Annotated in this window: 21 protein-coding genes and 1 other RNA gene; 14 read left to right on the top strand and 8 right to left on the bottom strand. The window is 64.4% G+C overall.

What is annotated here, in order from left to right:
• The first annotated feature begins 36 nt into the window (after nt 1-36).
• Nucleotides 37-1,731: an MBL fold metallo-hydrolase gene (locus tag QYQ99_RS15860; RefSeq protein ID WP_302089055.1), complete on the top strand. Its 1,695-nt coding sequence runs from the start codon at nt 37-39 to the stop codon at nt 1,729-1,731.
• A 66-nt stretch (nt 1,732-1,797) separates the two neighbouring features.
• Nucleotides 1,798-2,565, top strand: a complete 768-nt coding sequence (locus QYQ99_RS15855) for a pseudouridine synthase (RefSeq protein WP_302089054.1) — start codon at nt 1,798-1,800, stop codon at nt 2,563-2,565.
• 57 nt (nt 2,566-2,622) lie between these two features.
• Here the strand turns inward: QYQ99_RS15855 and QYQ99_RS15850 are convergent, their stop codons facing one another.
• Together QYQ99_RS15850 and QYQ99_RS15845 are read right to left on the bottom strand one after the other, a co-directional pair.
• Nucleotides 2,623-3,651 carry a Bug family tripartite tricarboxylate transporter substrate binding protein gene (locus QYQ99_RS15850; RefSeq protein ID WP_302089053.1) on the bottom strand — a complete coding sequence of 343 codons (1,029 nt, stop codon included), beginning with the start codon at nt 3,649-3,651 and terminating at the stop codon, nt 2,623-2,625.
• Between the two features lie 27 nt (nt 3,652-3,678).
• Nucleotides 3,679-4,164: a DUF3237 domain-containing protein gene (locus QYQ99_RS15845; RefSeq protein WP_302089052.1), complete on the bottom strand. Its 486-nt coding sequence runs from the start codon at nt 4,162-4,164 to the stop codon at nt 3,679-3,681.
• A gap of 136 nt (nt 4,165-4,300) precedes the next feature.
• Between QYQ99_RS15845 and QYQ99_RS15840 the strand changes: the two genes are divergently transcribed.
• Nucleotides 4,301-5,083 (top strand): helix-turn-helix transcriptional regulator, encoded by a 783-nt coding sequence (locus QYQ99_RS15840; protein ID WP_302093192.1) that lies wholly within the window; start codon nt 4,301-4,303, stop codon nt 5,081-5,083.
• A gap of 42 nt (nt 5,084-5,125) precedes the next feature.
• Here the strand turns inward: QYQ99_RS15840 and rnpB are convergent.
• Nucleotides 5,126-5,486, bottom strand: an RNA gene (rnpB, locus tag QYQ99_RS15835) — RNase P RNA component class A.
• Nucleotides 5,487-5,507: 21 nt separating this feature from the next.
• Complete coding sequence (locus tag QYQ99_RS15830) at nt 5,508-6,332, bottom strand: AraC family transcriptional regulator (RefSeq protein ID WP_302089051.1); 825 nt, start codon at nt 6,330-6,332, stop codon at nt 5,508-5,510.
• Nucleotides 6,333-6,423: 91 nt separating this feature from the next.
• Between QYQ99_RS15830 and QYQ99_RS15825 the strand changes: the two genes are divergently transcribed.
• Nucleotides 6,424-7,338 carry a DMT family transporter gene (locus QYQ99_RS15825; protein WP_302089050.1) on the top strand — a complete coding sequence of 305 codons (915 nt, stop codon included), beginning with the start codon at nt 6,424-6,426 and terminating at the stop codon, nt 7,336-7,338.
• On the opposite strand, the gene QYQ99_RS15820 is transcribed toward QYQ99_RS15825, so the two are convergent.
• Entirely contained in the window at nt 7,322-7,486 is a 165-nt protein-coding gene (locus QYQ99_RS15820; RefSeq protein ID WP_230847704.1) for a hypothetical protein, read from the bottom strand. The genes QYQ99_RS15825 and QYQ99_RS15820 overlap by 17 nt on opposite strands.
• 414 nt (nt 7,487-7,900) lie before the next feature.
• Between QYQ99_RS15820 and QYQ99_RS15815 the strand changes: the two genes are divergently transcribed.
• From QYQ99_RS15815 to QYQ99_RS15805, 3 genes are all read left to right on the top strand, one after another.
• Nucleotides 7,901-9,220, top strand: a complete 1,320-nt coding sequence (locus QYQ99_RS15815) for an MFS transporter (RefSeq protein ID WP_302089049.1) — start codon at nt 7,901-7,903, stop codon at nt 9,218-9,220.
• Nucleotides 9,221-9,296: 76 nt separating this feature from the next.
• Entirely contained in the window at nt 9,297-9,974 is a 678-nt protein-coding gene (locus QYQ99_RS15810; RefSeq protein ID WP_302089048.1) for a DUF2848 domain-containing protein, read from the top strand.
• Between the two features lie 15 nt (nt 9,975-9,989).
• A complete protein-coding gene (locus QYQ99_RS15805) occupies nt 9,990-11,354 on the top strand; it encodes an amidase (protein WP_302089047.1) in 1,365 nt (454 codons plus the stop codon).
• Nucleotides 11,355-11,530: 176 nt separating this feature from the next.
• Here the strand turns inward: QYQ99_RS15805 and QYQ99_RS15800 are convergent, their stop codons facing one another.
• Entirely contained in the window at nt 11,531-12,472 is a 942-nt protein-coding gene (locus QYQ99_RS15800; protein ID WP_302089046.1) for a LysR family transcriptional regulator, read from the bottom strand.
• A gap of 156 nt (nt 12,473-12,628) precedes the next feature.
• Between QYQ99_RS15800 and cysK the strand changes: the two genes are divergently transcribed.
• From cysK to QYQ99_RS15785, 3 genes are all read left to right on the top strand, one after another.
• Complete coding sequence (gene cysK, locus QYQ99_RS15795; protein ID WP_302089045.1) at nt 12,629-13,549, top strand: cysteine synthase A; 921 nt, start codon at nt 12,629-12,631, stop codon at nt 13,547-13,549.
• A gap of 226 nt (nt 13,550-13,775) precedes the next feature.
• Complete coding sequence (locus QYQ99_RS15790; RefSeq protein WP_302089044.1) at nt 13,776-15,620, top strand: ABC transporter ATP-binding protein; 1,845 nt, start codon at nt 13,776-13,778, stop codon at nt 15,618-15,620.
• Nucleotides 15,621-15,847: 227 nt separating this feature from the next.
• Nucleotides 15,848-17,089 (top strand): helix-turn-helix transcriptional regulator, encoded by a 1,242-nt coding sequence (locus QYQ99_RS15785; protein ID WP_302089043.1) that lies wholly within the window; start codon nt 15,848-15,850, stop codon nt 17,087-17,089.
• A gap of 78 nt (nt 17,090-17,167) precedes the next feature.
• On the opposite strand, the gene QYQ99_RS15780 is transcribed toward QYQ99_RS15785, so the two are convergent.
• Nucleotides 17,168-18,112, bottom strand: a complete 945-nt coding sequence (locus QYQ99_RS15780) for a LysR family transcriptional regulator (protein WP_302089042.1) — start codon at nt 18,110-18,112, stop codon at nt 17,168-17,170.
• Between the two features lie 15 nt (nt 18,113-18,127).
• Nucleotides 18,128-19,102, bottom strand: a complete 975-nt coding sequence (locus QYQ99_RS15775) for a quinone oxidoreductase family protein (protein WP_302089041.1) — start codon at nt 19,100-19,102, stop codon at nt 18,128-18,130.
• A 187-nt stretch (nt 19,103-19,289) separates the two neighbouring features.
• Here QYQ99_RS15775 and QYQ99_RS15770 point away from each other — a divergent pair, with 187 nt between their 5' ends.
• The 4 genes from QYQ99_RS15770 to QYQ99_RS15755 all read left to right on the top strand — a co-directional run bounded on the left by QYQ99_RS15770 (nt 19,290) and on the right by QYQ99_RS15755 (nt 24,556).
• A complete protein-coding gene (locus tag QYQ99_RS15770) occupies nt 19,290-19,556 on the top strand; it encodes a DUF2164 domain-containing protein (RefSeq protein WP_003081203.1) in 267 nt (88 codons plus the stop codon).
• Nucleotides 19,557-19,659: 103 nt separating this feature from the next.
• Nucleotides 19,660-19,836: a hypothetical protein gene (locus QYQ99_RS15765; protein WP_302089039.1), complete on the top strand. Its 177-nt coding sequence runs from the start codon at nt 19,660-19,662 to the stop codon at nt 19,834-19,836.
• A gap of 47 nt (nt 19,837-19,883) precedes the next feature.
• Complete coding sequence (gene sbcD / locus QYQ99_RS15760) at nt 19,884-21,128, top strand: exonuclease subunit SbcD (protein ID WP_302089037.1); 1,245 nt, start codon at nt 19,884-19,886, stop codon at nt 21,126-21,128.
• Nucleotides 21,125-24,556, top strand: a complete 3,432-nt coding sequence (locus QYQ99_RS15755) for an SbcC/MukB-like Walker B domain-containing protein (protein WP_302089036.1) — start codon at nt 21,125-21,127, stop codon at nt 24,554-24,556. Before sbcD ends, QYQ99_RS15755 begins: the two co-directional genes overlap by 4 nt.
• Nucleotides 24,557-24,559 lie beyond the last annotated feature (3 nt).

The following is a 24,559-nucleotide window of genomic DNA, read 5'->3' as shown; positions in this document are numbered from 1 at the left end:
AGGCACGAAGCCTGCGACTTCGCATAATGTGACCTCATGACATCAACCAGCCAGCCCCGTCCCAGTCAGCTCCTTCTGCCCCAGCGCGAACCGGTGCCCACGCGTGACGCCTCGACCTTGCTGTTGCTGCGCGACTGCGCCGACGGCAACGGTTTTGAAGTGCTGATGACAAGGCGTGCCGATCAAGGCATCTTTGCCAATGCCTATGTTTTCCCCGGTGGCGGCCAGGAAGATGAAGATGCCGCCCCAGCCAGTCATGCGCTGGCGCGCGTGCGCCCCAGCATGATTGCCGAGGCGGGAGATGAACGCATCACCCAGGCCCTGGCAGGCATTCGCGAGACTTTTGAGGAGCTGGGCATCCTGCTGGCCTATGACCAGGCCGGCCAACCCGTTCCACCTGCCCAGGTTCAGCAACTGGACCGCAAGGCATCGCTGTATGAACAATGCCGCGCGCGCGGCTGGACGCTGGCCGTGGACCAGCTCTGGTATCTGGCCCACTGGACCGCACCACTGGACCTGCCCAAGCGCTTTGACGTGCCGTTCTTTGTGGCCCGCATGCCCGAGGGCCAGACGGCGGTGGCGGACGAAACCGAGCAGTTCGAGCCCACCTGGATCTCTGCGCAGGATGCGATTGCACGCGTTGAAGAGAAAAAGCTGTTCATCCTCTTTCCCACCCAGCGTACATTGCAGCGCATCGCTCACCTGCCCGATACCCAGGCCGTGATCCAGACCCTGATCAACGAGAAGCCGCTATGGCGGGCCTGTCCCCGTGGCGGCCACCTGAAAGGCAAAGACACGCGCCATACCGAAACCGATATGGCCTATGGCGAGCTGGAAATGGTGCTGCCCGACGGCCACGGCATTCACCATCTGGACTGGCAGCCTGAAAAAGCGGTGCCGCTGCGCAAGAACCTGCTGCGCCTGACGGCCCCCAACCCCGGCATGATGACCGGCCCCGGCACCAACAGCTATCTGGTCGGCGATGCGCATACCGGCTATATCGCCATCGACCCCGGCCCGGACGATGCCGAGCATCTGCAGCGCCTGCACGATGCAGCTGGCGGCGATATCCGTTTCATCGTCTGCACCCATTCCCACCCCGATCACTCGCCGGGTGCTGCGCCGCTGCAGGCCATGGTCCTGCTCTCCGGCCACGCCAGGCCGCCTATCATGGGCCTGCCTTCAGCGCCCACGGCACGTGCCAACAGTCGCTTCAGACCCGAGGTGACGCTACAGGACGGAGAGCGCATCACGCTTACCGGACAAGGCACAGAGGGCGAAATCACGCATACGCTGCAAGCCGTCTTCACGCCCGGCCACGCGGCCAACCACCTGTGCTTTGTGCTGGAGGAGGACGCGCTGCTATTCAGCGGCGATCACATCCTCAACGGCAGCACCACCGTCATCAGCCCGCCGGACGGCAACATGATCGATTACCTCGATTCGCTGGACCGGCTCCACGCCATGTGCCTGGAGTACGACATTCGCTACATCCTGCCCGCCCACGGCTACGTGCTGGGCTTTGCTCCGCACCAGATCACCCGCCTCAAGGCCCACCGCCTGGCGCGCGAGGCCAAGGTGCATCAGGCCATGCGCACCAAGCCGGACGGCAGCATTCAGGACTGGGTTGCGATTGCCTATGCCGACACGCCGCAAGCCCTGTGGCCCGTGGCCCAGCAATCGCTGCTGGCGCATGTGGAACGCATTCAGAAGCTCTGCCTGGGCCGATAGCGCGCCGCGACCGCCGCGCTAGACCTGTGGACAACTAGGACATGGCCGGAGCATTAAGCTCTCGCCATGTCTGAATCCCTGCCTGAACAAGAAAGCATCCGCCTGGCCAAACGCCTGGCGGAGCAAGAACAATGCTCGCGCCGCGAAGCCGAGCTCCATATCGTCGCGGGCAATGTCCATGTGGACGGCAAAGTGGTGCAAGTGCCCGAAACCCGTGTGCGTCCCGACCAGGTGGTGATCCTGCGCAAGGATGCCAAGCCTGAAGCCATTCCGCCCGTCACCATCCTGATGAACAAGCCTGCGGGCATGACCCAGGGCCCGGCCTATGGCCGTGTGCGCAGCGCGCATTCGCTGCTGAGCGAAGACACCAAGGCCAAGCTGGACACACCCATGCCCCAGCTGGTGCTGGATCATCACTTCAGGAATCTGGAGTCGTTTCTGACGATTCCCCTGCCTGCCAGCGGCCTCATCGTCTACACCCAGGACAAGCGCGTGGCACGCAAGCTGACCGAGGAAGGCATCTGGCTGGAACAGGAAATCATCGTCGGCGTGGAAGGCCAGATCATTGAAGATGGCCTGGAGATCCTGTACGAGGGTCTGCCCATTCCCGGCGGCAACGGCCATCGCCGCATGCCTCCCTGCCATGTGAGCTGGCAAAGCGACAACCATCTGCGCTTCGCTCTCAAGGGCATTGCACCCGAAGAGATCGAGAAGATGTGCGCCGCCATCGGCCTGACGGTGCTCAGCATGCGCCGGCTGCGCCTTGGCCGCGTCTCGCTGGCCAAGGTGCCCGAGGGGCAGTGGCGCTATCTGATGCCCTGGGAAAGGTTCTGAGCGGATCGACCTTCGCGCGCCTCGCGCCGGACTCAGCCGCAGCCCGCGCTGGTCCGCTCAATCCGCCTTGAAACCCGTCGCTGCCACCGCCTTGCCCCATTTGACGGTATCGGCAGCAATGATGTCGGCAAACTGCTGCGCACTGGTGCCCGTGACCCTGAAGCCGGCCTCCTGCAGCCGCGCCTTGCCGTCGCTCGATTGCAGGACCTTGAGCAGATCGGCATTGAGCTTGCTCACCACTTGCGCAGGTGTCCTGGCTGGCGCCACGATGCCGAACCAGGAACTGAACTCCAGGTTGCCAAAGCCCTGCTCCTTCATGGTCGGCAGCTCGGGCAGCTGCTCCACACGCGCGCTGCCCGTGCTTCCCAGGGCCACCAGCTTGCCGGCACGCACCTGCGGGATCGCCATGCCGGAGGAAGCGAACACGCCCTGCACATCGCCGCTGAAAATGCCGCTCAAGGCATCCGAAGTGCTCTTGTAGTGCACCACCTCGGGTTTGGACTGCACGGCATCGCCAAACATATAGGCCCCGAAATGCCCCGGCGTGCCCGCTCCGAAAGTGGCCATGAACAAGCCGTTTTGCTGCCGGGTCCAGGTCACGAAGTCCCTGACGTTACGCGCCTTGACCTTTTCGGGATTGACCAGCAGCACGAAGTCGGAACTCACCACCTGGCTGACGGGGGCGAAATCCTTGCTCGGTTGGTAGGCAAGCCGTTGATAGGTATTGGGAGCGATGCTGAGCTGTCCTGTCTCGGCCAGCATGATGGTGTAGCCGTCGGCCGGTGCGCGCGCCGCCTCGCTGGCTGCGATCAGGCCGGCGGCACCGGGCTTGTTGTCCACCACCACGCCCACGCCGCCCCATGCTTCGGATAGCTTCTGTGCCAGCAGCCGGGCCACCACATCGGGTCCCGTGCCCGCTGGAAAGCCCACAATCATGCGCACCGTCTTGCTCGGATAAGCCGTCTGGGCCTGAGCGATGCCTACGGCTGCGCCGCTGCCGGCCAGCAGCGCCAGGGCCATCAGCCGACGTCGCCAGGCCTGTGCCAAAGCGGGTGCGGGCAGGTTCCGGGCTTGCAGTACTTTCATGTTTTGTCTCCTTGTTGCGATGCTGTTTCACAGCACTTCGAAAAACCGCATGACGACCTGCTCCGGAAAGCGCGCTCCCGCGCCCACGAACAGGCGCTGCCCCAGCCAGGCAAAGCGCTTGGAGGCCGTCTCAAAGCGTGGCGCACAGCGAAAGTAGATCGCCGAGGGATCGACCGTCTCGCCACGGCGCAGGCGCTCCATCAGCTCGGCCGGCCCGGTGCGCAACGCCTGGTTGCTCACATAGATCAGATCGCCACCGTCGGTTTCGATGACATAGCGCGCGTCCAGCTCGGCCACTTCCTCGCTGACCAGCAGCTGGAAGTCGGCCCCGCCCGGCAGCACACGCGCCGACCAGTCCTGTCCCTGCACCTGCCCGCCGACGATGGGGATCACACGCCGCAAGCCGCGTGTCGTCGCGCCCACCTCCTGCGCCTGCCCCACCTGCACGCGAAATTCGGCAAAGTGGCGCAGCCTTGGAGCGGCAATCTGGAAATCATGGTTTGGCGACAGCATGGCTCTCCTTGCGATGTCTCAGCACAGGGACATGAGCGTAAGCACTGTTGAAGAATTCGCTGTCCCCCAAGAAGATGACAGCCCACGCCAAGGCACACCGATGAGAACCTGGAAGCTACCCTCGACGACTGAAGCCATGCAGGCCGGCAATAGGGCCCAAGCCAGCAGCATGGCCCAGGCCAGCGCCTTGCTGGCCGGTCTGGTGGAGCATCTGGGACAGGGCTGTTTTGCCCAGGCCGCGCTCGCGCAGCTGAGCGCCATTGCGCCCACGGCCTCGCTGTCGGTGTATCGCATCGGCAGTTGCCGGCCGCGGCTGTTTCTCTCGGCCTCCCAGGGCGTTGCGGACACCACGCGCCAGTGCTGGAGCGCCTATCTCTCGGGACCTCAGCACGAGGACAGAAGCTGGGGCCAGGAATGGCCCGGACATATGCGAACGCCAGGCGCCCGCAATCTGGTCCATGTGCAGGCCAACGAGGTCACGCCCTTGCATCGCCAGTGCGTGTATGACGCCCATGGCGTGGCAGAGCGCATCTCGATTGCCGAGCCCGGCGCAGACGGCTCGGTGTTTGCCGTCAACCTCTATCGCCATGCGCACCAGAAACCCTTTGCCGACCGGCACCTGAGCGACTTCGCGGACCTGTCCAGCGCGCTGATGGCTCTGACGCACAAGCACCTGGCGCTGACGGCGGACATGGCTGCCGGCGATGAGAGATGGCCGACTCGCCTGCACAAGCTGGCACCGGGTCTGACGGCGCGCGAGCTCGAGGTCTGCCTGCGCCTGCTGCGCGGCATGACCCAGGACGGCATTGCGGCCGATCTCGGGTTGAGCGCAGCCACCGTGAAGACCTATCGCAACCGCGCCTTTGCGCGGCTCGATATCCACCACCGCCATCAGCTGTTCGCGCTGATGGTGGAGTGAATGCCGGGGAATCGTCGGGGCTTTGCCCGAGCGAGAAAGAAAGTGTGAAGTGCGCCGATAAGCCGGATTCTGTGCACAACGGTTGCCCGCCATGTGACCGCCATTAATCTTGGCCATCAGTCGCCTGATGGCTCGGTGCTACCTACCCGCACACTCCGGGGGCCCCGTCAACGTGTGCCTACTTGGTATTGCTGCGCGTAGAGATTGCCCGTTTCACCCTGGTTGGTCTGCCTTGCGGCACTCCTGCCAGACTCGTCTCTGTTGCTCTGATCCTCACCTCACGGTGGACAGCTGTTAGCTGCTACGCTGCCCTATGCAGTCCGGACGTTCCTCCAGTACGGTCTTTCGACCCAACGCAAGCGTTGGCCTTTCGGCTAGTACCAGCGGCGGTCTGGCGCACTTCACGGCGCGCATTATCCCGCGTTCAGAAAGAACTTGCACAGAACTCGCGCCGGAACTGCTCGGGCGGCAGGCCGGACTCGCGCTGGAACATGGCAATAAAGGCCGAAGGCGTGCTGTAACCCAGGTCGTAGGCGATGCGCTGCACGGTGTGGCCGGCCTCCAGCGCATCGATTGCCTGCAGATAGCGCATGCGCTGGCGCCATTCGCCCAGACTCATGCCCAGCTCGCGCTGGCAGTGGCGGGCCAGCGTGCGCTCCGTCATGTGCACGGTCTCGGCCCATTCGGCCAGACTGCGGTGGTCGTCGGGGCGCGACTGCATGGCGTCCAGCACCTGCACCAGCGCGGGATGCCGGGCCACGGGCAGAAAGCTCAGCTCCAGCGGCGTGGCACGCAGCTGGTCATGCACCACCCGGGCAAGCCGCAGGTCTGCGTCAGTCACCGGGACCTGCACGCCCCTGGCGCCGAAGTCCGCCAGCACGGCTTTGACGATGGGCCCCAGGCGCATGCAGCCCGCCGTCTGCGGCAGATCCGCACACAGATCAGGGGCCAGATAGACGGAGCGGTACTGCACCGCATGCTGCAGATAACAGCTGTGCACCACGCCCGGCGGTATCCAGACCCCGTGCTGCGGCGGGCACAGGATATGACCCGTGGGCACGTCCATGCTCAGACTGCCGTGTGCCGCATAGTTCAGATGCCCCCAGCGATGGCTGTGCGGCGGAGCCTCGCTGTGTTCGCCGAACTCGTCATAGCGGAAGTAATAGCTGCCGGGCACTTTGTCGGTGTCCAGTATCTGCACGGCATGGCGCTTGGCGGCCGGACCGGGAGTCGGGGCGGAGGCGGGCATGGGTTCGTCCGGCTTGAGTGATGAAATGTCTGAAATCAGCAATGCGCTTCAAATACGTCAAGCGCATCATAAGCACCTCAAGGAGTTTCATATGGGTGCATACCTACTACCACTGGGCGCGGTGCTGATCTGGTCGGTCAACACCGTGGTCAGCAAGCTGGCCGCAGACAGCATCAGCGCGGCCGAGATCGGGTTCTTTCGCTGGCTGGTGGCTGCCGTGCTGTTCACGCCCTTTGTCCTGCCCTCGATCTGGCGCCAGCGCGCCGACATCAAGCCCCTGCTGCCGCGGATCCTCGTGCTGGGCGTGCTGGGCATGGTCATCTACCAAAGCCTGGCCTATTACGCTGCCCACTTCACCACGGCCACGCACATGGGCATCATCGGCTCTCTCACGCCCATGCTGGTGCTGGCCCTGGCCGTGTTCATGCTGGGCCAGCCGCTCACGCATGGCGGCATCTGGGGTTCGTTGCTGGCAATTGCGGGAGTCGCGCTGGTGGTTTCCTCGGGCCGGCTCAGCCATCTGGCCTCCGAGGGCCTGAACCTGGGCGATGCCATGATGTTCCTGGCCATGCTGTCCTATGCGATCTACAACATCCTGCTCAAGCGCTGGCCCATGCCGCGCCTGGCCACGGTGCAGCTGCTGTATCTGCAGGTGCTGGTTGCCGTGATCGTGCAATTGCCGCTCTATCTCTTCTCGCCCAAGACCGGGCTTGACGCCAGCAACCTGCCGCTGGTGGGCTACGCCGGCATCATGGCCTCCATCGCCGCGCCGCTGCTGTGGATGAAGGCCGTGCAGACGCTGGGGCCCGGGCGATCGAGCATGTTCTTCAATCTGATCCCGGTATTCACCGCCCTGATCGCGGCTCTCGCCCTGAACGAGCCCCTGGCGGCCTACCACGCCGTGGGCGGCATCATGACGATTGCCGGTCTGCTGCTGGCCGAGCTGTGGAAGGCCCCGCTGCGCTCGCGGCCTGCCCTGGCCTGCAGTGCTAAAGCAGCAGATTGAGAATCGCGTAACTCATCAGCGACAGCAGACTCACCACGAACACCAGCATGACCCAGGGCCCCCAGCGCTGCTCGCGCCAGGAAAAACCGACCAACAGGCCTACGCAGCAGGCCCCCAGCAGCATCAAAATTGTGTTGAACGTGAGCAAGAGCAGTCCTCCCTCAAACAGACTTCGCTCCATTGTTCCCGATTGCAGGCCCCAGGGGAAACGCCATCACCCCTAGGCTTGATGTGAATCAATCGTCAATCCCTGACACCAGGCGCAGACCGGGGCTTTGAGCGGCCCGGCAGCGCGATCGGGCGTGCCTGACCCCTAGGGTTTTCCCGCGTTTTATCGGTGCACGCCTGCCTCATGCCGGTGCACAGCCCGCACCACCTCTGCTCATAAGAATTTGCATTCAGGGCCGCTCAGAATTTCTTGTTGGACAGCCCCTCGCTGCCTTTCGATACTGCCGCCACAGGAACACCGGCCCGCGCCGCATCCCCATGTTCCAAGACACACAGGAGCGCCAGCAAAAGCGCCCCATGTGCCCGCTGCACTTTCGCATACAGGAGACTCCCCATGAGCAGCCCGGCTTCCGCCACCCACCCTCTTGCCGGCCATGCCGGTGCGCACGCGCACCCCGACATGGACGCCACCTACCGCAAGATCACCTGGCGCCTGATCCCCTTTCTGGTCTTTCTCTTTGTCCTGGCCTGGATAGACCGCGTCAACGTCGGCTTCGCCAAGCTGCAGATGCTGCAGGACCTGCAGTTCAGCGAGGCCATCTACGGCCTGGGTGCCGGCATCTTCTTCATCGGCTACTTCCTGTTCGAAGTGCCCAGCAACCTGCTGCTGGAGAAGATCGGCGCGCGCAAGACGCTGGCGCGCATCACCATCCTCTGGGGCGCGGCCTCCATGGCCATGGCCTATGTGACCACGCCCACCATGTTCTATGTGCTGCGCTTCATCCTGGGCGTGGTCGAGGCGGGCTTCTTCCCCGGCGTGGTGCTGTATCTGACCTACTGGTTCCCGGCCCGCCACCGCGCCCGCATCAACGGCCTGTTCATGACCTCGTTCGCCATCGCCGGCGCTGTGGGCGGCCCGATCGCGGGCGCCATCATGAACGGCATGCAGGACGTGGGCCATCTGGCCAACTGGCAATGGCTGTTCATTCTCGAAGGCATTCCCTCGGTGATCGCCGGCTTCTTCGTGCTGGCCTGGCTGCCCGAGAAACCCGAGAACGCCAAGTGGCTGAGCGCCGCCGAGCAGCGCGCCGTCACCGCCGCCGTGGCCCAGGAGAGCCAGCAGGGCCACAAGCAGCATTCCTTCGCCGACGCCTGCCGCAACTACCGCGTCTGGCTGTGCGCCGCCGTGTACTTCTGCATCGTCAGCGGCAACGCCACGATCGCCTTCTGGTCGCCGTCCATCATCAAGGAGATCGGCATCCAGAACAATCTGCAGATCGGCCTGATCTCGGCCATTCCCTTCCTGGCCGGCACGCTGGCCATGGTCTGGAACGGCATGCATTCGGACAAGACCGGCGAGCGCCGCATGCACAGCGCCATCCCCGCGCTGATCGCCACCACAGGCCTGATCCTGACGGGCATGTTCCTGCACGACGCCGTGCTGGCCCTGTGCGCGCTGACGCTGGCCTCCGTCGGCATCCTCGCCGCCTTCCCCGTGTTCTGGTCCATTCCCTCGGCCTTTCTGGCCGGCACGGCGGCCGCAGGCGGCATCGCCCTCATCAACTCCATCGGCAACCTGGCCGGCTTTGTGGCGCCCTACATGATCGGCGCGCTCAAGACCAGCACCGGCTCGCTGTCCTCGGGGCTGTACTTCGTGGCCGCGCTGGAGTTCCTCGCCGCCTTCCTGGTCGTGCTCTTCGTCAAGAAGCAATGACCGCCTGACGCTGCCTGCGCAGCGCCGCTTTGCGGGGCCCACGGCCTCGCACTCCCCTTTTTTTGAGATTTCCGCCATGCAACTGCAATTCACCACCCCCGAAGGCCAGACCCTGGCCCCCCTCTTCGACACCCTGATCGTCGCCGGCTGGGCCGGACGCGACCATGCGGCCATCGAGCACCACATCGAGGAGCTGGCCGCGCTCGGCATTCCGCGCCCCAGCGCCGTGCCGCTGTACTACCGCATCGCCAGCAACCAGCTGAGCCAGAGCAGCCTGCTGCAGGTGCTGGGCCCGGACTCCTCGGGCGAGGCCGAGGTCTTCGTCTTCAGCCATGACGGCGAAATGTTCGTGAGCCTGGCCTCGGACCACACCGACCGCAAGCTCGAAGCCTATAGCGTGGCCTTCTCCAAGCAGGCCTGCATCAAGCCCGTGGCCACCCAGGCCTGGCGTTTTGCCGACGTGGCCGGCCACTGGGACGAGCTGATCCTGCGCTCGTGGATCGTGGAGGACGGCCGTGAGGTGCTGTACCAGGAAGGCACGCTGGCCAGCCTGCGCACGCCCCGGGACCTGATCGCGGGCTACACCGGCGGCCAGAGTCTGCTGCCCGAAGGCAGCGGCATGACCTGCGGCACCATGGCTGCCATTGGCGGCATCCGCCCGGCCACGCAGTTCGCCATGGAGCTGCACGACCCGCGCAGCCAGCGCAGCATCCGCCACCGCTACCGCAGCGAGCTGCTGGACATCGTCGCCTGAACACCGGAGCTACCCATGACTTCAATCTCCCCCCGCCTTGACCAGGTCTGCGAGCGCCTGGCCCAAGGCCAGACCAGCGCCGTGCAACTGGCCGAGCAGGCGCTGGACCGCGCCGCGCAAGGCGAAGGCCCGCGCGTGTTCACCCGCGTGCTGCGCGAGCAGGCCCTGGCCGAAGCCCGCGCCAGCGATGCGCTGCGCGCGGCCGGCCTGGCACGCTCGCCCCTGGAAGGCCTGCCCATCTCGGTCAAGGATCTGTTCGACATCGCCGGCCACCCCACGCTGGGCGGCTCCAGGCTGCTGGCCAGCGCCGCACCCGCCACGCAGACTGCCGAAGTCGTGCAGCGCCTGCGCCGCGCGGGTGCGGTCATCGTGGGCACCACCAATATGACCGAGTTCGCCTACTCGGGCCTGGGGCTGAATCCGCACTACGGCACGCCGCGCAATCCCTGGCAGCGCGATATCGACGGCGGCCGCATTCCCGGCGGCTCGTCCTCGGGCGCGGCCATCTCGGTGACCGACGGCATGGCGCTGGCCGCCATCGGCTCGGACACCGGCGGCTCGGTGCGCATTCCCTCGGCGCTGTGCGGCCTGACCGGCTTCAAGCCCACGGCGCGGCGCGTTTCCATGCAGGGCGTGCTGCCGCTGTCGGCCAATCTGGACTCCATCGGCCCGCTGGCGCCCAGCGTGCGCTGCTGCGCCGCGCTGGACGCGGTGCTGTCGGGCCAGTCGCATGACGAGCTGCGCGCGGCCTCGCTGCAGGGCCTGCGCCTGCTGGTGCCCACGAACGTGGTGCTGGACGGCATGGACAGCACCGTGGCTGCGGCCTGGCAGCGTGCGCTGTCGCTGCTGTACGCGGCCGGCGTGCAGATCACCGAGGCCGTGGTGCAGCCCTTTTCCGAGCTTGCGCAGATCAATGCCAAGGGCGGCTTCACCGCCGCCGAGGCCTGGGCCTGGCACCGCCGCCATATCGACGGCGCCGGCCGCCTGGCCGAATACGATCCGCGCGTGGGCACACGCATTCTGCGCGGCAAGGACATCAGCGCGGCCGACTATATCGAGCTGCTGGCGCTGCGGCAGCAGTGGATTGCCCGCGTCCAGGCGCAGATGGCCGATCACGACCTGATGCTCATGCCCACGGTGCCTGTGATTGCGCCCAAGATTGCCGAGCTTGAGGCCAGCGACGAGGCCTATTTCGCGGCCAACGGACTGATGCTGCGCAATCCCACGCTGATCAACTTCCTCGATGGCTGCGCGCTGTCCCTGCCCTGCCACCGCGCGGGCGAAGCGCCCGTGGGCCTGAGCCTGGCCGGCACGGCCGGCCAGGACCAGCGCCTGCTGTCGGTGGCGCTGGCCGTGGAGGCCCTGCTCGCCCGGGCCTGATTGCAGAGCCAAAAAATAGGAGCTACTACCGCTTGACTGCAATCGATTTCAGATAGAAAACACTCTGAAATCCATATGCATCAAGCGGTTAAAGCTCCTTTTTTATTCGGTACTGAGGCACACCCCAAATGCACGGCAGGCATTGGCGCGGGCACCATTGGTGCCTGCTCCTGCGCTTATGCATCCCCTGCCAGACGGGTGCCGGGCAGCCGCGCCACCGCCTGGCCGTGGTTCAGCGCAAAGGCCGTGGCCACTTCTTCGGCGGCGCGCACCACGGTTTCGGCCAGCGGGTTATGGTGGTCGTTGCGCCAGCAGGCCACCAGCGGCAGCGTGGGGAACTCGCGATCCACGCGCAGCAGGCGCAGGCGCTGCTCGGACAGCTCGCGCTGGATGATGGCCGGCGGCACGGCCGCCACGCCCAGGCCGTCGCAGACCACGCGGATCATGGTCGCCACCGAGGCAATGCAGTTCATGTGCGGCGAGGCGCTGCCTTCGGCGCTGAACAGTTGCTCGATCACCGCATACGGCTCCGAGCCGCGCGCAAAGCTCATGATCGGAAAAGCCGCCAGCTCGGCCAGGCTCAGGGTCTCGTCGCCTATGCCCAGCTTGGGGCTGCCCACCCAGGCCATGGCGAACTCGCCCAGCGACAGATTCGCGATGGCACCGCTGGACACGGGCTTGGCCTGCAGCGAGACATCGAGCTGCCCCTTGAGCAGTTGCTCCGACATATGGATCGTGGTGTCGCAGGCGATCTCCACCTGCAGCCGCGGATAGCGCTGCTGCAGCAGCGCGAGAAAGTCGGGGAACCAGCTGTGCACGATGGATTCGATGGCGCCGATGCGGATCACGCCCGCGTAGGCCTGCTTGTCCAGCATGTCCTCGCGCATCTCGCGCATCAGCCTGAGCATGCGCTCGGCATGCACCAGGGCCTTGGCTCCGTCGGCCGTGAGCGTGACCTCGCGTACGCCGCGGTCGAACAGGCGCACGCCGAACTCCTGCTCCAGCGTGGCGATGCGGCTGGAGACGGCGGCCTGCGTGGTGAACAGCCGCTCGGCCGTCATGCGGAAGTTGCGCAGCTCGGCCAGCAGCACAAAGGTTTCCAGAAACCGTAGATTCATGGGTCGATGTTAATCACCGCCTGCGGCCTTGCCCACTTTTCGGGTCATATCGATATAGCCCATTCGCACAATGCTTGCGTGCACAATGCTCTGTGTCTGCGCAGACAGCCTGCGCTGTGATCCACTGTCCCACCACCCCTTATTCGCGGAGGTCCGATGAGAGCTGACAACATTCTGCAAACGATTGGCGACACGCCCGTCATTCACATCAACCGTCTGTTCGGAAGCAATACCAACGTCTGGATCAAGTCCGAGCGCAGCAACCCCGGCGGCTCCATCAAGGATCGTATTGCGCTGTCCATGGTGGAAGACGCCGAAAAGTCCGGCGCGCTCAAGCCCGGCGGCACCATCATCGAGCCCACCAGCGGCAACACCGGCGTGGGCCTGGCCCTGGTCGCGGCCGTCAAGGGCTACAAGCTGATCCTGGTCATGCCCGAGAGCATGAGCATCGAGCGCCGCCGCCTGATGCTGGCCTATGGCGCATCGTTCGATCTGACGCCCAAGGAAAAAGGCATGAAGGGCGCCATCGCCCGCGCCCAGGAACTGGCCGCCCAGACGCCCGGCGCCTGGATTCCCCAGCAGTTCGAGAACCCCGCCAACGTGGCCGTGCATGAGGCCACCACGGCCCAGGAAATCCTGCGCGACTTCCCCGACGGCATCGACGCCTTCATCACCGGCGTGGGCACGGGCGGTCACCTGTCCGGCGTGGCCAAGGTGCTCAAGGCCAAGTTCCCCAATCTCAAGGTCTATGCGGTGGAGCCCGCGGCATCGCCCGTGATCTCCGGCGGTCAGCCCGCGCCCCACCCGATCCAGGGTATTGGCGCCGGCTTTGTGCCCAAGAATCTTGACGTCAGCCTGCTCGACGGCGTGATTCAGGTGGAGGCCGAGCCCGCACGCGAATACGCGCGCCGCGCCGCTCGCGAGGAAGGCCTGCTGGTCGGCATCTCCTCGGGCGCCACACTGGCCGCCATTGCCCAGAAGCTGCCCGAGCTGCCACCCAGCGCCAGGGTGCTGGGCTTTGCCTACGACACGGGTGAGCGCTACCTGTCGGTGGAAGGCTTCCTGCCCAACGCCTGATCGCGCAGCGCGCTTTCCTGCCACGCCGCACACGATGCGGCGTTTTTTTTCGCCGCGCAGGCCGCCGCAATAACCCGCTATAGCCCGAGCGCGCCATGCGCTCATCAGGCCCGCACCAATGGCCCATGGGACAAGCGGTCATCGAGTCCGCTTGACACCCATCCCGGACACTCCCCTACCATGCGGACAAGATATGCCACAAGCATGAACCGGGAGAATTTCCATCTTGTTCCGATTTTTTGAAAAACAGGTTCCACCTTATCCCGCGCAGGAGCCCAAGGTCCCGCCCAAAGGTTTTTTTGCCTTTGTCTGGGCCTGCACGCAAGGCATGCGCGGCTGGATTGGTCTGATGACCCTCACCTCGGCACTGCTGGCCGCTTATGAAGCAGTGCTGTTCGCCATCATGGGCCGCGTGGTGGATTGGCTGGGCACGGTCTCGCCCGCCCACTTCTGGGCCGAACAGCAATCCATGGTGCTGGGCATCGCCGCCATCTTGCTGGGCAGCGTGGCGCTGCTGGCCCTGCACACCACCGTCATGCACCAGGTGCTGGCCATCAACTTTCCCATGCGGCTGCGCTGGGTGTTCCACAAGCTGATGCTGGGCCAGAGCATGTCCTTTTATGCGGACGAATTTGCCGGCCGCATCACCACCAAGATCATGCAGACCGCGCTGTCGGTGCGGGAAGTGGTGTTCATGGTGGTGGACGTGTTTGTAGGCGTGGGCGTCTACATGATCGGCATTCTGATTCTGGCGGCCAGCTTCGAGTGGCGGCTGATGATTCCGTTTGCGCTGTGGTTCGTCGCCTATGCCGGAGCCTGCTTCTATTTCGTGCCGCGCCTGGGCCAGATCGGCAAGGAGCAGGCCGATGCGCGCTCCATGATGACGGGCCGCGTCACCGATGCCTATACCAATATCGCCACCGTCAAGCTGTTTGCCCACACGCGCCGCGAAGCCGAATATGCGCGCAATGCCATGGAGGCCTTCAAGGCCACGGGCTATGCGCAGATGCGTCTGGTCAGCCTGTTCGAGATCGCCAACCACCTGATGATTGCCCTGCTGCTGCTGGGCAGCGGCGGCACGGCGCTGTATCTGTGGACGCAGGCTCAGGCCTCCGCCGGCGTGGTGGCGGCCGTGATTGCCATGGCGCTGCGGCTGATGGGCTACTCGCACTGGGTGATGTGGCAGATGACGGGCCTGTTCGAGAACGTGGGCACCATCCAGGACGGCATCACCACGCTGACCAAGCCGCGCACCATCGTCGATGCACCCGACGCCAAACCGCTGCAGGTCACGCGAGGAGCGATTGCCTTCGAGGATGTGAGCTTTGGCTACAAGGCGGACGGCAAAAAGGTGCTGGACCATCTGAACCTGCACATCCGCCCTGGCGAGCGCATCGGCCTGATCGGACGCTCGGGCGCGGGCAAGTCCACGCTGGTCAATCTGCTGCTGCGCTTTCACGAGCCGCAAAGCGGGCGCATCACCATCGACGGTCAGGACATCCGCAGCGTGACGCAGGACAGCCTGCGCAGCGCCATCGGCATGGTGACGCAGGACACCTCGCTGCTGCACCGCTCCATGCGCGACAACATCCTCTACGGTCGCCCCGACGCCAGCGAAGCCGACATGCACGCCGCTGCCGACAAGGCCGAGGCTTCTGACTTCATCGCCACGCTGACCGACCTCAAAGGCCGCAGCGGCTATGACGCCCAGGTCGGCGAGCGCGGCATCAAGCTCTCGGGCGGCCAGCGCCAGCGCGTGGCAATTGCACGCGTGATGCTCAAGGACGCTCCGATTTTGCTGCTCGACGAAGCCACCAGTGCACTGGACAGCGAGGTGGAAGCGGCCATCCAGGAAAGCCTGGACTCGCTGATGGACGGCAAGACCGTGATCGCCATTGCCCACCGCCTGTCCACCATCGCGGCCATGGATCGCCTGATCGTCATGAACGAAGGCCATATCGTGGAAGAAGGCACGCACCAGCAACTGCTGCAGCGCGGCGGCATCTACGCCAAGCTCTGGGCGCACCAAAGCGGCGGCTTCCTGGCCGACCAGGACGAGGCCGTGCAATAGCCCAGTGTTGTCGTGCGCTCAGGCCACCATCGCCGGTAGCGCCTGACACACGGGCGTACCCCGCTCATTGCATGAGTGCGCCGTAGATCATAAGGGGAGCATTGCTCCCCTTTTGCATGCTTCCATTCAAGTGCTGCCAGATGGCTTTGTGTCGTTCACACGACGGTATTGAAAGAGGCAAGCCGATGAGGGGCGCTAATAATGCAATACAGCAAGAGGTCAACGCAATGAGCCCCACCTACGGCAAACTCAAACCCATCGATTACGCACAAGCCTCAATGACTTTTGCGCTCAAAGATGGCCCGACATCCGGAATTCAGACCCCAGAGACCGAAGAGCTGATCGGCGCGGAGCGCTTCAGCGAATTCATCAACCACCTCTATGACGCGGCTTCTTTGCCGGAGGCCTGGGTTCCCTGCCTGGAGGTGATTCGCACGCATATGCGCAGCAATTTTGCCGTGCTGATCATCCGCCAGACCGCAGGGGACAATATCGGTTTGGTGGTCACCGCATCCGGAGGGCTCGAGGGCTTGCTCACGCACGACGTCTACAGCGAGCACAGTCCATTCCTTGGCATGCCCAAGGAGCAATTCAAGACCATTCCCGACCTGATGTCCGAGAGCGAATGGCGCAGCAGCGTCTATTACAAGGACTGGTGCCGTGTGCACAATATTTTCCATGTGATGGCTGCCGATATCGTGACCACAGACGGCAGTGTCTACGGCCTGCGGATCACGCGCCCCGAATCAGAACCGGCCTTCAGCCAGCGGGACCTGGATCTGGGGCGCATGATCATGCCCCATATCCGCCGTGCGCTGAATATGCATCTGGCACTGCACCATGATCGCCAGGTCATGTCGCTGTACAGCACTGTCACGGCTCGCTTGATGGTCGGTGTCGTCATCCTGGACCAGAATGGCCAATTACTGGAAAGCAATCCTGCGGCCAAAGGCATTCTCGATGCTCAGGATGGACTCAGGATCTCCGGCGGCACGCTGGAGGCTGAATATGCCAGCGACAACCGAAAGCTCCAGCGATTGGTCAAGGATGCCTTGATCTCCTCCCAGGTATCGGCGTCCGTCATGACCGAAGGCATCTCGATTGCCCGTCCCTCGGGTCAGCTCAATTGGGGGCTTGTCGTCCAGAGCATTTGCTCGGGTGACAACGCAGAGGCCAAGACCCGTCCCTGCGTCGCGGTGTTCATGCGCAACACCGATGACAAGGCCGATCCGTCGGCGCACCTGGCCCAGCAGCTGTTTCAGCTCACGTCTTCGGAGACCGCGCTGGTGATCCAGCTGACCCACGGCCTGACGCTGGAGGAAGCCGCCAAAGCGCTGGGCATTCGCCTCAATACCGCAAGAGCTCACCTGCGCTCCATCTTCTCCAAGACCGGTGCCCGCCGTCAAAGCGAGCTGGTACGCTTTTTTCTCAATAGCGCTGCCTGGCTGGGAAGCAGGAGCGGCACCTGATCCTCGCGTGGCCAGCGCGCTTCAGGCCTTGAGCGGCCCGTACTCATCGCCCTGAAGCCGCAGGGCAGGCAGGGCTACTCAGCGGTCCGAGGGCCGCCAGGGAGCCGCCGCAAAAGCCTCCGTCACCCATTGCTTGAACGCCTTCATGGCGCCCGTGTTGTACTGCCCCGAAGGTCGCAGCAGGTAGATGCCGCCGGCTTCCCCCAAGGTCCATTGCGGCAATATGCGGACCAGCTCTCCCGCATGGATGGAAGGCATGAGGTGCCAGTCACTGCCGGCGATGATGCCCACGCCTTTGAGTGCCGCATGCAGCAAAGCTTCGTTGTCGTTGCTGAGGATGGAGCCGCTGACGCGCACCGACTCGGCAACCCTGGCGACCTTCTCTCCTGCCGACTGAACCAGCCGCCATTGCGGAAAGTCCAGCAAGCCGGTGTAGCCCAGGCAGTTGTGATGGGCGAGATCCGCAGGCCTGCCTGGCGCTTCATGGCGCTCAAGATAGCTGGAGGATGCACACAGAAAGCGGTACTGATCGCACAGCCGCGTGGCCACCAGCCTGCTGTCCGCCAGACTGCCGATACGTATGGCGGCGTCAAAACGCTCCCCCACAATGTCCACGATGCGCTCGCTGTACTCCACTTCGAGCGCTACTTGCGGGTAGGCCAGGGAAAAATCCGCCAGCATGGGGCTGATCCACCGCCGCCCCATCGTCGCGGGCATGGACAAGCGCAGGCGCCCCCGCACTTCCTGCGCTCCCTGAGCCGCTTCCTGCTCCGCATCCCGAATCAGATGGGCAGCCTGGCGCAGCTTTTCGACAAGTCGCCAGCCCTCGTTGGTGAAATGCAGCTGGCGCGTGGTGCGCTCCACCAGACGCACGCCCAGTCTTCGCTCAAGAGCCTGCATGCGCTTGGAGAGCACCGAAGGGTGACGCGCCAGCAATCGTCCCGCAGCGGCAAACGAGCCCTGGTCCGCCAGTGCGACCAGCGTGGCGAGCTCATCCGTGTGCTGGCTGTCGAATATCTCCATGGTGTCTATAGCGATTCAGGGGGTGAGGATGATCGAGCCTTGCGAGCGTCCTTGCTCCAGGTCTGCGTGCGCCAGGGCTGCGTCCTTGAGCGCGTAGCTTTTCCATATGCGAGGCGTGAGTATGCCGGCTGCGATGGCATCCAGCACGTCCTGCGCACGGCTCTGATACTCCTCTGTCGTTGCCGTATGCGCGGCCAGAGACGGACGGGTCAGAAACAGCGAGCCCTTGGCATTGAGCACGCCCACCTCGACGGCAGGCGGCAGGCCCGATGTGGCCCCAAACGACACCATCAGCCCTCTGGGTCGCAGGCAGTCCAGCGAAGCGAAGAAAGTGTCTTTTCCGATGGAGTCGTAGACCACATCCACCTTCTGGCCCTGCGTGGCCTGCATCACCTGGGATGGCAGTGACTGCGCCTCGAAGACAAACACATGGTCGCAGCCTGCCGCCTTGGCGCGCTCCACACTGGCGGGCTTGGAGACAACGCCCAGAACCTGGGCACCCAGATGCTTTGCCCAAGCGCACATCAGTTGCCCCAGAGCCCCCGCAGCGCCATAGATCAGCACGCGGCTGCCCTGCTTCACCTGGCCGGTGGTCTTGAGCAGGTACTGGGCCGTGATGCCCTTGAACAGGACCGCTGCGGCAGCTTCGTCCCCAAGTGCGTCCGGAAGCCTGATCAGGCGATCCGCGGGAAACAGGCGCGCACTGGCATACGCGCCCAGGGGACCGGTGGCGTAGCCGACCCGATCGCCTGACTTCAGACCCGACACCCCCGAGCCCACGGCGGCCACGATACCCGCGCCCTCAAGGCCCAAACCCGAAGGCAATGCAATCGGGACCATGCCCTTGCGCTGATTGACATCCAGAGGATTGACACCGATGGCGGTCTGCTCAAGCAGAACCTCGCCCGGGCCTGGAGAGGGCAGATCCAGCGCTTCGAGCTGCATCACTTCGGGTGCACCTGAGCTGTAGATTCGAATGGCGAGGGCCATGGCTTTTCCTTGCGAATGATGAAGCAGCCATCGTATTCGTGCCATCTGCGTGCACCAACATGAGCGCATGCACATAATAAGTGCATGTGGTGCAGCAATATCTTCCTCAAACCCTGAGCTTGTACCCAGGTCACGAAGCGAAATCAGACGCCCGAAGCGAAAGAAGTTTTACAAGAAAGCTGGATCGATGAGCATAGAACTCCCCAAACACGCACAGCAGCAGGCCATTGCCTCCATAGAACGCTATTTCCGCGAAAACATGGACGAGCCCATAGGCAATATGCAATCCGGTGCCCTGCTGAATTTCTTTCTCGCGGAAATAGGCCCCAGCATCTACAACCGTGCCGTGGCCGATGTGCAGGAGAGCCTGCAGGCCCGGCTGCAGGAGCTGGACTATGAAGTGGGCAAGGAAGAATTCAGCTACTGGACGGCCAAGCGCACAGGCAAGCGCTGAAACGATGCCTGCCCGACGCCTGCAAGCCGCTTTGCGGCCAGGTCAGCCGGCACCGACTGTGGCTGCGTTAGAGAAGCTGGCGCATGCCCTCAGGGATGAAGGTATGAGCCAGGTCGCGCTCTACCGCCTGTACCTGGCCGAACATGCACGCAGCGACCTCTACGAACCGCGCCTGGAGGCGCTGGCCGAGACCCTGGATCTGATCTGGGGTGGCGGCTGGGCCAAAGGCCGTGCATTGTTCGAGCAAGAGCTGTCGCAAGCACGGCTCAATAGCGGATAAGACAGCGCCTGGCCCGCCAGTCGGCCCGTCTGGCATACCATCGCCGCATGCGTCTTCTCCATACCTCCGACTGGCATCTGGGCCAGCACTTCATGGGCCGCAGCCGCCAGACCGAGCATCAGGCCCTGATCGACTGGTTGCTCACCCAGGTCCAGACCCATGCCGTGGATGCCGTGCTGATCGCCGGCGACATCTTCGACACCGGAGCCCCGCCCAGCTATGCGCGCGAACTCTACAACCAGCTCATCGTGCGCCTGCACGACGCAGGCGCGGCCTTGCTGCTGCTGGCCGGCAATCATGACTCGGTCAGCGTGCTCGATGAAAGCCGCGAGCTGCTGACCTACCTGGGCGCTCAGGTGGTCAGCTCGACCGGTGATGAGGCCCGGCATGTCGTCACGCTGGCGCGGCGTGGCACAGCGCAGGAGCCCGGCTGCATCGTCTGCGCCCTGCCCTTCATCCGCCCGCGTGATGTGCAGCAAAGCCAGGCCGGACAAAGCGCACAGGACAAGCAGCAGGCACTGCAAACCGCGATTGCGTCCACCTACCAGCGCGTGTATGCCGCAGCCCTTCAAACGCAGCAGGAGATACAGGCCAGCCAGGGCGAGCTGCTGCCCATCATTGCCACCGGCCATCTGACCACGGTGGGGGCCAGCAGCAATGAATCGGTACGTGAAATCTATGTGGGCGCACTGGAGGCTTTTCCGACCAATGCCTTCCCGCCAGCCTGCTATGTCGCCCTTGGCCATATCCACAAGCCGCAGCTCGTCGGCGGGCTCGATCACATCCGCTACAGCGGCTCACCCATCGCGCTGGGCTTTGACGAAGCTAGGCAGACCAAGCAGGTACTGCTGGTGGATCTGGATGCCGACGGACTGCAGGCCGTCACCGCCCTGCCCGTGCCGGTGTTCCAGCCCATGGCCTCCATCACCGGCAGTCTGACGCAGATGCCAGAGCTGCTGAAGTCTGCCGCCGCTCAAACCCGCAACCATCTGCCTGTCTGGCTGGAAGTGACGGTGCAGGAAGACGACTACCTGTCCGACCTCACGGCGCGCGTTCAGGCCATGGCCGAGTCACTGCCCGTCGAGATTTTGCGCATCAAGCGCCAGCGCAGCCAGGCTGCGGCACTGCTGTCCGGCGAGGCCCGCGAATCGCTTGATGAACTCACTCCGCTCGATGTGTTTGCGCGCCGACTGGCCCAGGAGAGCCTGGAGCCACCGCTGCAATCGGCGCTGACCGAGCGCTATCGACAAGTGCTGCACGGCCTCCATGACGAGCAAGGAGCAGCGGCATGAGAATTCTCAAACTGCGCCTGAAGAACCTGAACTCGCTCAAGGGCGAGTGGAAGGTGGACTTCACCGTCGCCCCCTTTGCCGACAACGGCCTGTTTGCCATCACCGGACCCACGGGCGCGGGCAAGTCCACCTTGCTCGATGCCATCTGCCTGGCGCTCTATCACCAGACGCCGCGCCTTGACAGCATCAGCGGCAGCAACGACATCATGACGCGCCACACCGGCGAGTGCGAAGCCGAGGTGGAGTTCGAAGTCAAAGGTGTGGCCTACCGCGCCTTCTGGAGCCAGCGCCGCGCGCGCGGCAAGCCGGACGCAGCCCTGCAAGCGCCCAGGGTGGAGCTGGCACTGGTGGCGGACGGCAGCATACTCACCACCCACATCAAGGACAAAGCCCGGCGCATCGCCGAGATCACCGGGCTGGACTTTGCGCGCTTTACCAAGTCCATGCTGCTGGCCCAGGGCGGCTTTGCCGCTTTTTTGCAGGCCACGGCCAATGAGCGTGCCGAGCTGCTCGAGGAACTGACCGGCACCGATATCTACGGTCGCATCTCGGAAAGCGTCTTTGCACGCGCCCGCGACGCCCGCCAGGCCCTGGAAAAGCAACAGGCACAGGCCCAGGGCATGCAGCTGCTGGATGCAGGCACGCGCGAGCAGCTGCAATCCGAGGCGGCGCTGCTGCAAACCGGCTTGACGGATCTGCAGGCACGCCACCAGCAGCTGCAAACCGTACAACGCTGGCAGGCGCAGACCATGCAGGCCATGCAGGAGGTGGAGCAGGCGCGCAATGCGCAAGCGAGCGCCCAGCAAGCGCTCAGTGATGCCGCGCACGATTTGCTGCGCCTGCAGGCCCACGGACCTGCGCAGGCAATCCAGCCCATGCACCATCGCTGGCAGCAGGCGCAAGACCAGCAAAGCGAACAGGCCGCGCAATTGCAGCAACTGCATACCCTGCGGCTGCAAGCCCAAAGCGCGCAATGGCAGCAACATCAACAGGCCCGGCAATTGGCTGGCGATCAGCTGCAGCAGTCACGGCTGCAACTGCAGTCTGCACAGGCTCAGCAGGCTGATTTGGCCGCATGGCTGCAGGTCCATGCCAGCCGCGCCCTGCTGGGTGAAAACCTCAGCGGCTGGCGCGAGCAGCTGCAGCAAGGCCAGCACCTGCAGCAGCAAGCTGCTCAGACAAAAGCGCAGGCCATGCAGTTGCAGCAAGTCGCCCGGCAGCTGCAGCAGCAGGCCGATGAGCAGGCACAGCAAGGCATGCAGTCGACACGACAAGCCGCCCTGGCGCTGCAACAGCAGCAGGCCGCTGAACAAGCCCTGCAGCAGCAGCTGGCCATGCATGGCAGTCTGCCTCAGCTGCGCAGCCACTGGCAAAACGCACAGCGCCAGCTGCATCACTGGCAGCAGTTGCAGGAGCATGCCGCACTGCGCCAGCCCCTGGATGCGCAAGAGCAACGCAATGCGCAGGCGTTGCGCTCCGTTGAAGCCCGCATTCAGGAGCAGCTTGCGCAACGCGATGACTTGCGTGCGCAGTACAAGGCGCTCAAGGACAAGGTGGCCGACAAGCAAGCCCTGCTTGACCAGGAGCGCCTCATCCAGAGCCTGCAGGAGCACCGCGCCGCGCTGCAACCCGGCGAAGCCTGCCCGCTGTGCGGATCGCACGAGCACCCGGCCATCACCGAATACGCGGCGCTGGATGTATCGGCCACTGCCGCTGCACTGCAGCAAGCGCAGAGCGAACTCGAGTTGCTGCAGCGCCAGGGCGAGCAGCTGAACACCGCGCTGGCCACTGCCCAGGGTCAGCGGCACCAGCAGCAGGAGCAGCATCAGGTCATTGCCCAGCAGATTGAACAATGGCTGGCACGCTGGGCTGACCTACGCGCACAGAGCGCGGTGCCGCTGGAGGAGGCGGCATGGCAACAGCCCGATGCACTGCGCACCGCTTGCGCTGAAGCCGGGCAGCAGATTGCGCAGCTGCAGCAGAGCCTGGCCGATGCCGAGGCCGCCGAACGCCAGCTGCAACAGGCCAAGGACGCCTGCCAGGCGGCTGTGCAGCACCAGCAGCAGATCGAGCATGCACAGGCCAGCACCCAGCAGGCTCGGCAGAACAATCTGACGCAGCAGCAGCAGACCGATCACGCACTGCAAGCCTTGATGCAGCAGGCCGGCGACCTGCAAAATCGCTTGCAGCTTGCTCTGCAAACGGCAGGCTACGCATTGCCCGACAGCGCTGACACGACAGAGTGGCTGGCGGCACGACAGCAGGAATGGCAGCAATGGCAGCGCCAGCAACAGGCAATGCAAGAGCTGGCCCAGCAGATCGACCTGCTGCAACGCCGGGTCGAGCAAGCCGCAGAGGATGCCGAGCACTGGCTGCAACGCAGCCAGGCCCTGCCCGATCTCCCCGCCGACGCCACTGCCTGTACAGCGCAACCCCCCGCCACGCTGCAAGAGTGCAAGATCCTGATCGAGCAGACTGCGCAGCAGCTGGCCACGCTTCAAGGTCAGGCAAGCCAGGCCCAAGCCACGCTCGAGCAGTTGCAGCAATCGACGCAGACGGCCCTGCTCGCATGGCAGCAGGCGCTGCAGGCCAGCCCGTTCTCCGACGAGGCGCAGTACACCGCAGCCCTGCTGTCCGATGCCGAACAGCAAGGTCTGCAGGCACTGAGCAACCAGCTTCAGGGCGCGGCACAACGCGCGGCCACCTTGCAGGCAGACGCATGCCAGCGCCTGACCACACTGCAAACACAGGCGCTCAGTGATGAAGCACCCGAAACCATTACCGAGCACATTACCCAGCTGGAGACCGAACGCACCCAGCAGGCCGAACAACTGGGCGCACACCGCGCCCGCCTCAAAGATGACGATGACCGCCGCGCCGGCCAGCAGGCCTTGCTGGCCCAGATTGCCGAGCAGGAAAAAGACTGCGACCTGTGGCAGCGGCTGGACGGCCTGATCGGCTCGGCCAAGGGCGACAAGTTCCGCAAATTTGCACAGGGGCTGACGCTGGACCATTTGCTGCATCTGGCCAACCGGCACCTCGAGCGCCTGCACGGTCGCTATCTGCTGCGGCGCAAGCCCACTGGCGAGCTGGAGCTGGACATCGTGGACGGCTGGCAGGGTGATGTGGCACGCGACACGCGCACGCTCTCCGGCGGCGAGGCCTTTCTCGTCAGCCTGGCACTGGCACTGGCACTGTCCGACCTGGTCAGCAGCAAGACCTCGATTGACTCGCTATTCCTCGACGAAGGCTTCGGCACGCTCGACGGCGACACGCTGGAGATGGCCCTCGCCGCGCTAGACGCACTCAACGCCAGCGGCAAGATGATTGGCATCATCAGCCATGTGGAAGCGCTCAAGGAGCGCATTCCGGCGCAGATCCGCGTAGAAAAAGCGGCCGGAATCGGCTACTCCAGACTGGTGATCTGAAGC

This window comes from Comamonas testosteroni (genome assembly GCF_030505195.1).
GTDB classification, from domain to species: Bacteria; Pseudomonadota; Gammaproteobacteria; order Burkholderiales; family Burkholderiaceae_C; genus Comamonas; species Comamonas testosteroni_G.
This window is presented reverse-complemented; position numbering and strand designations above follow the sequence as displayed.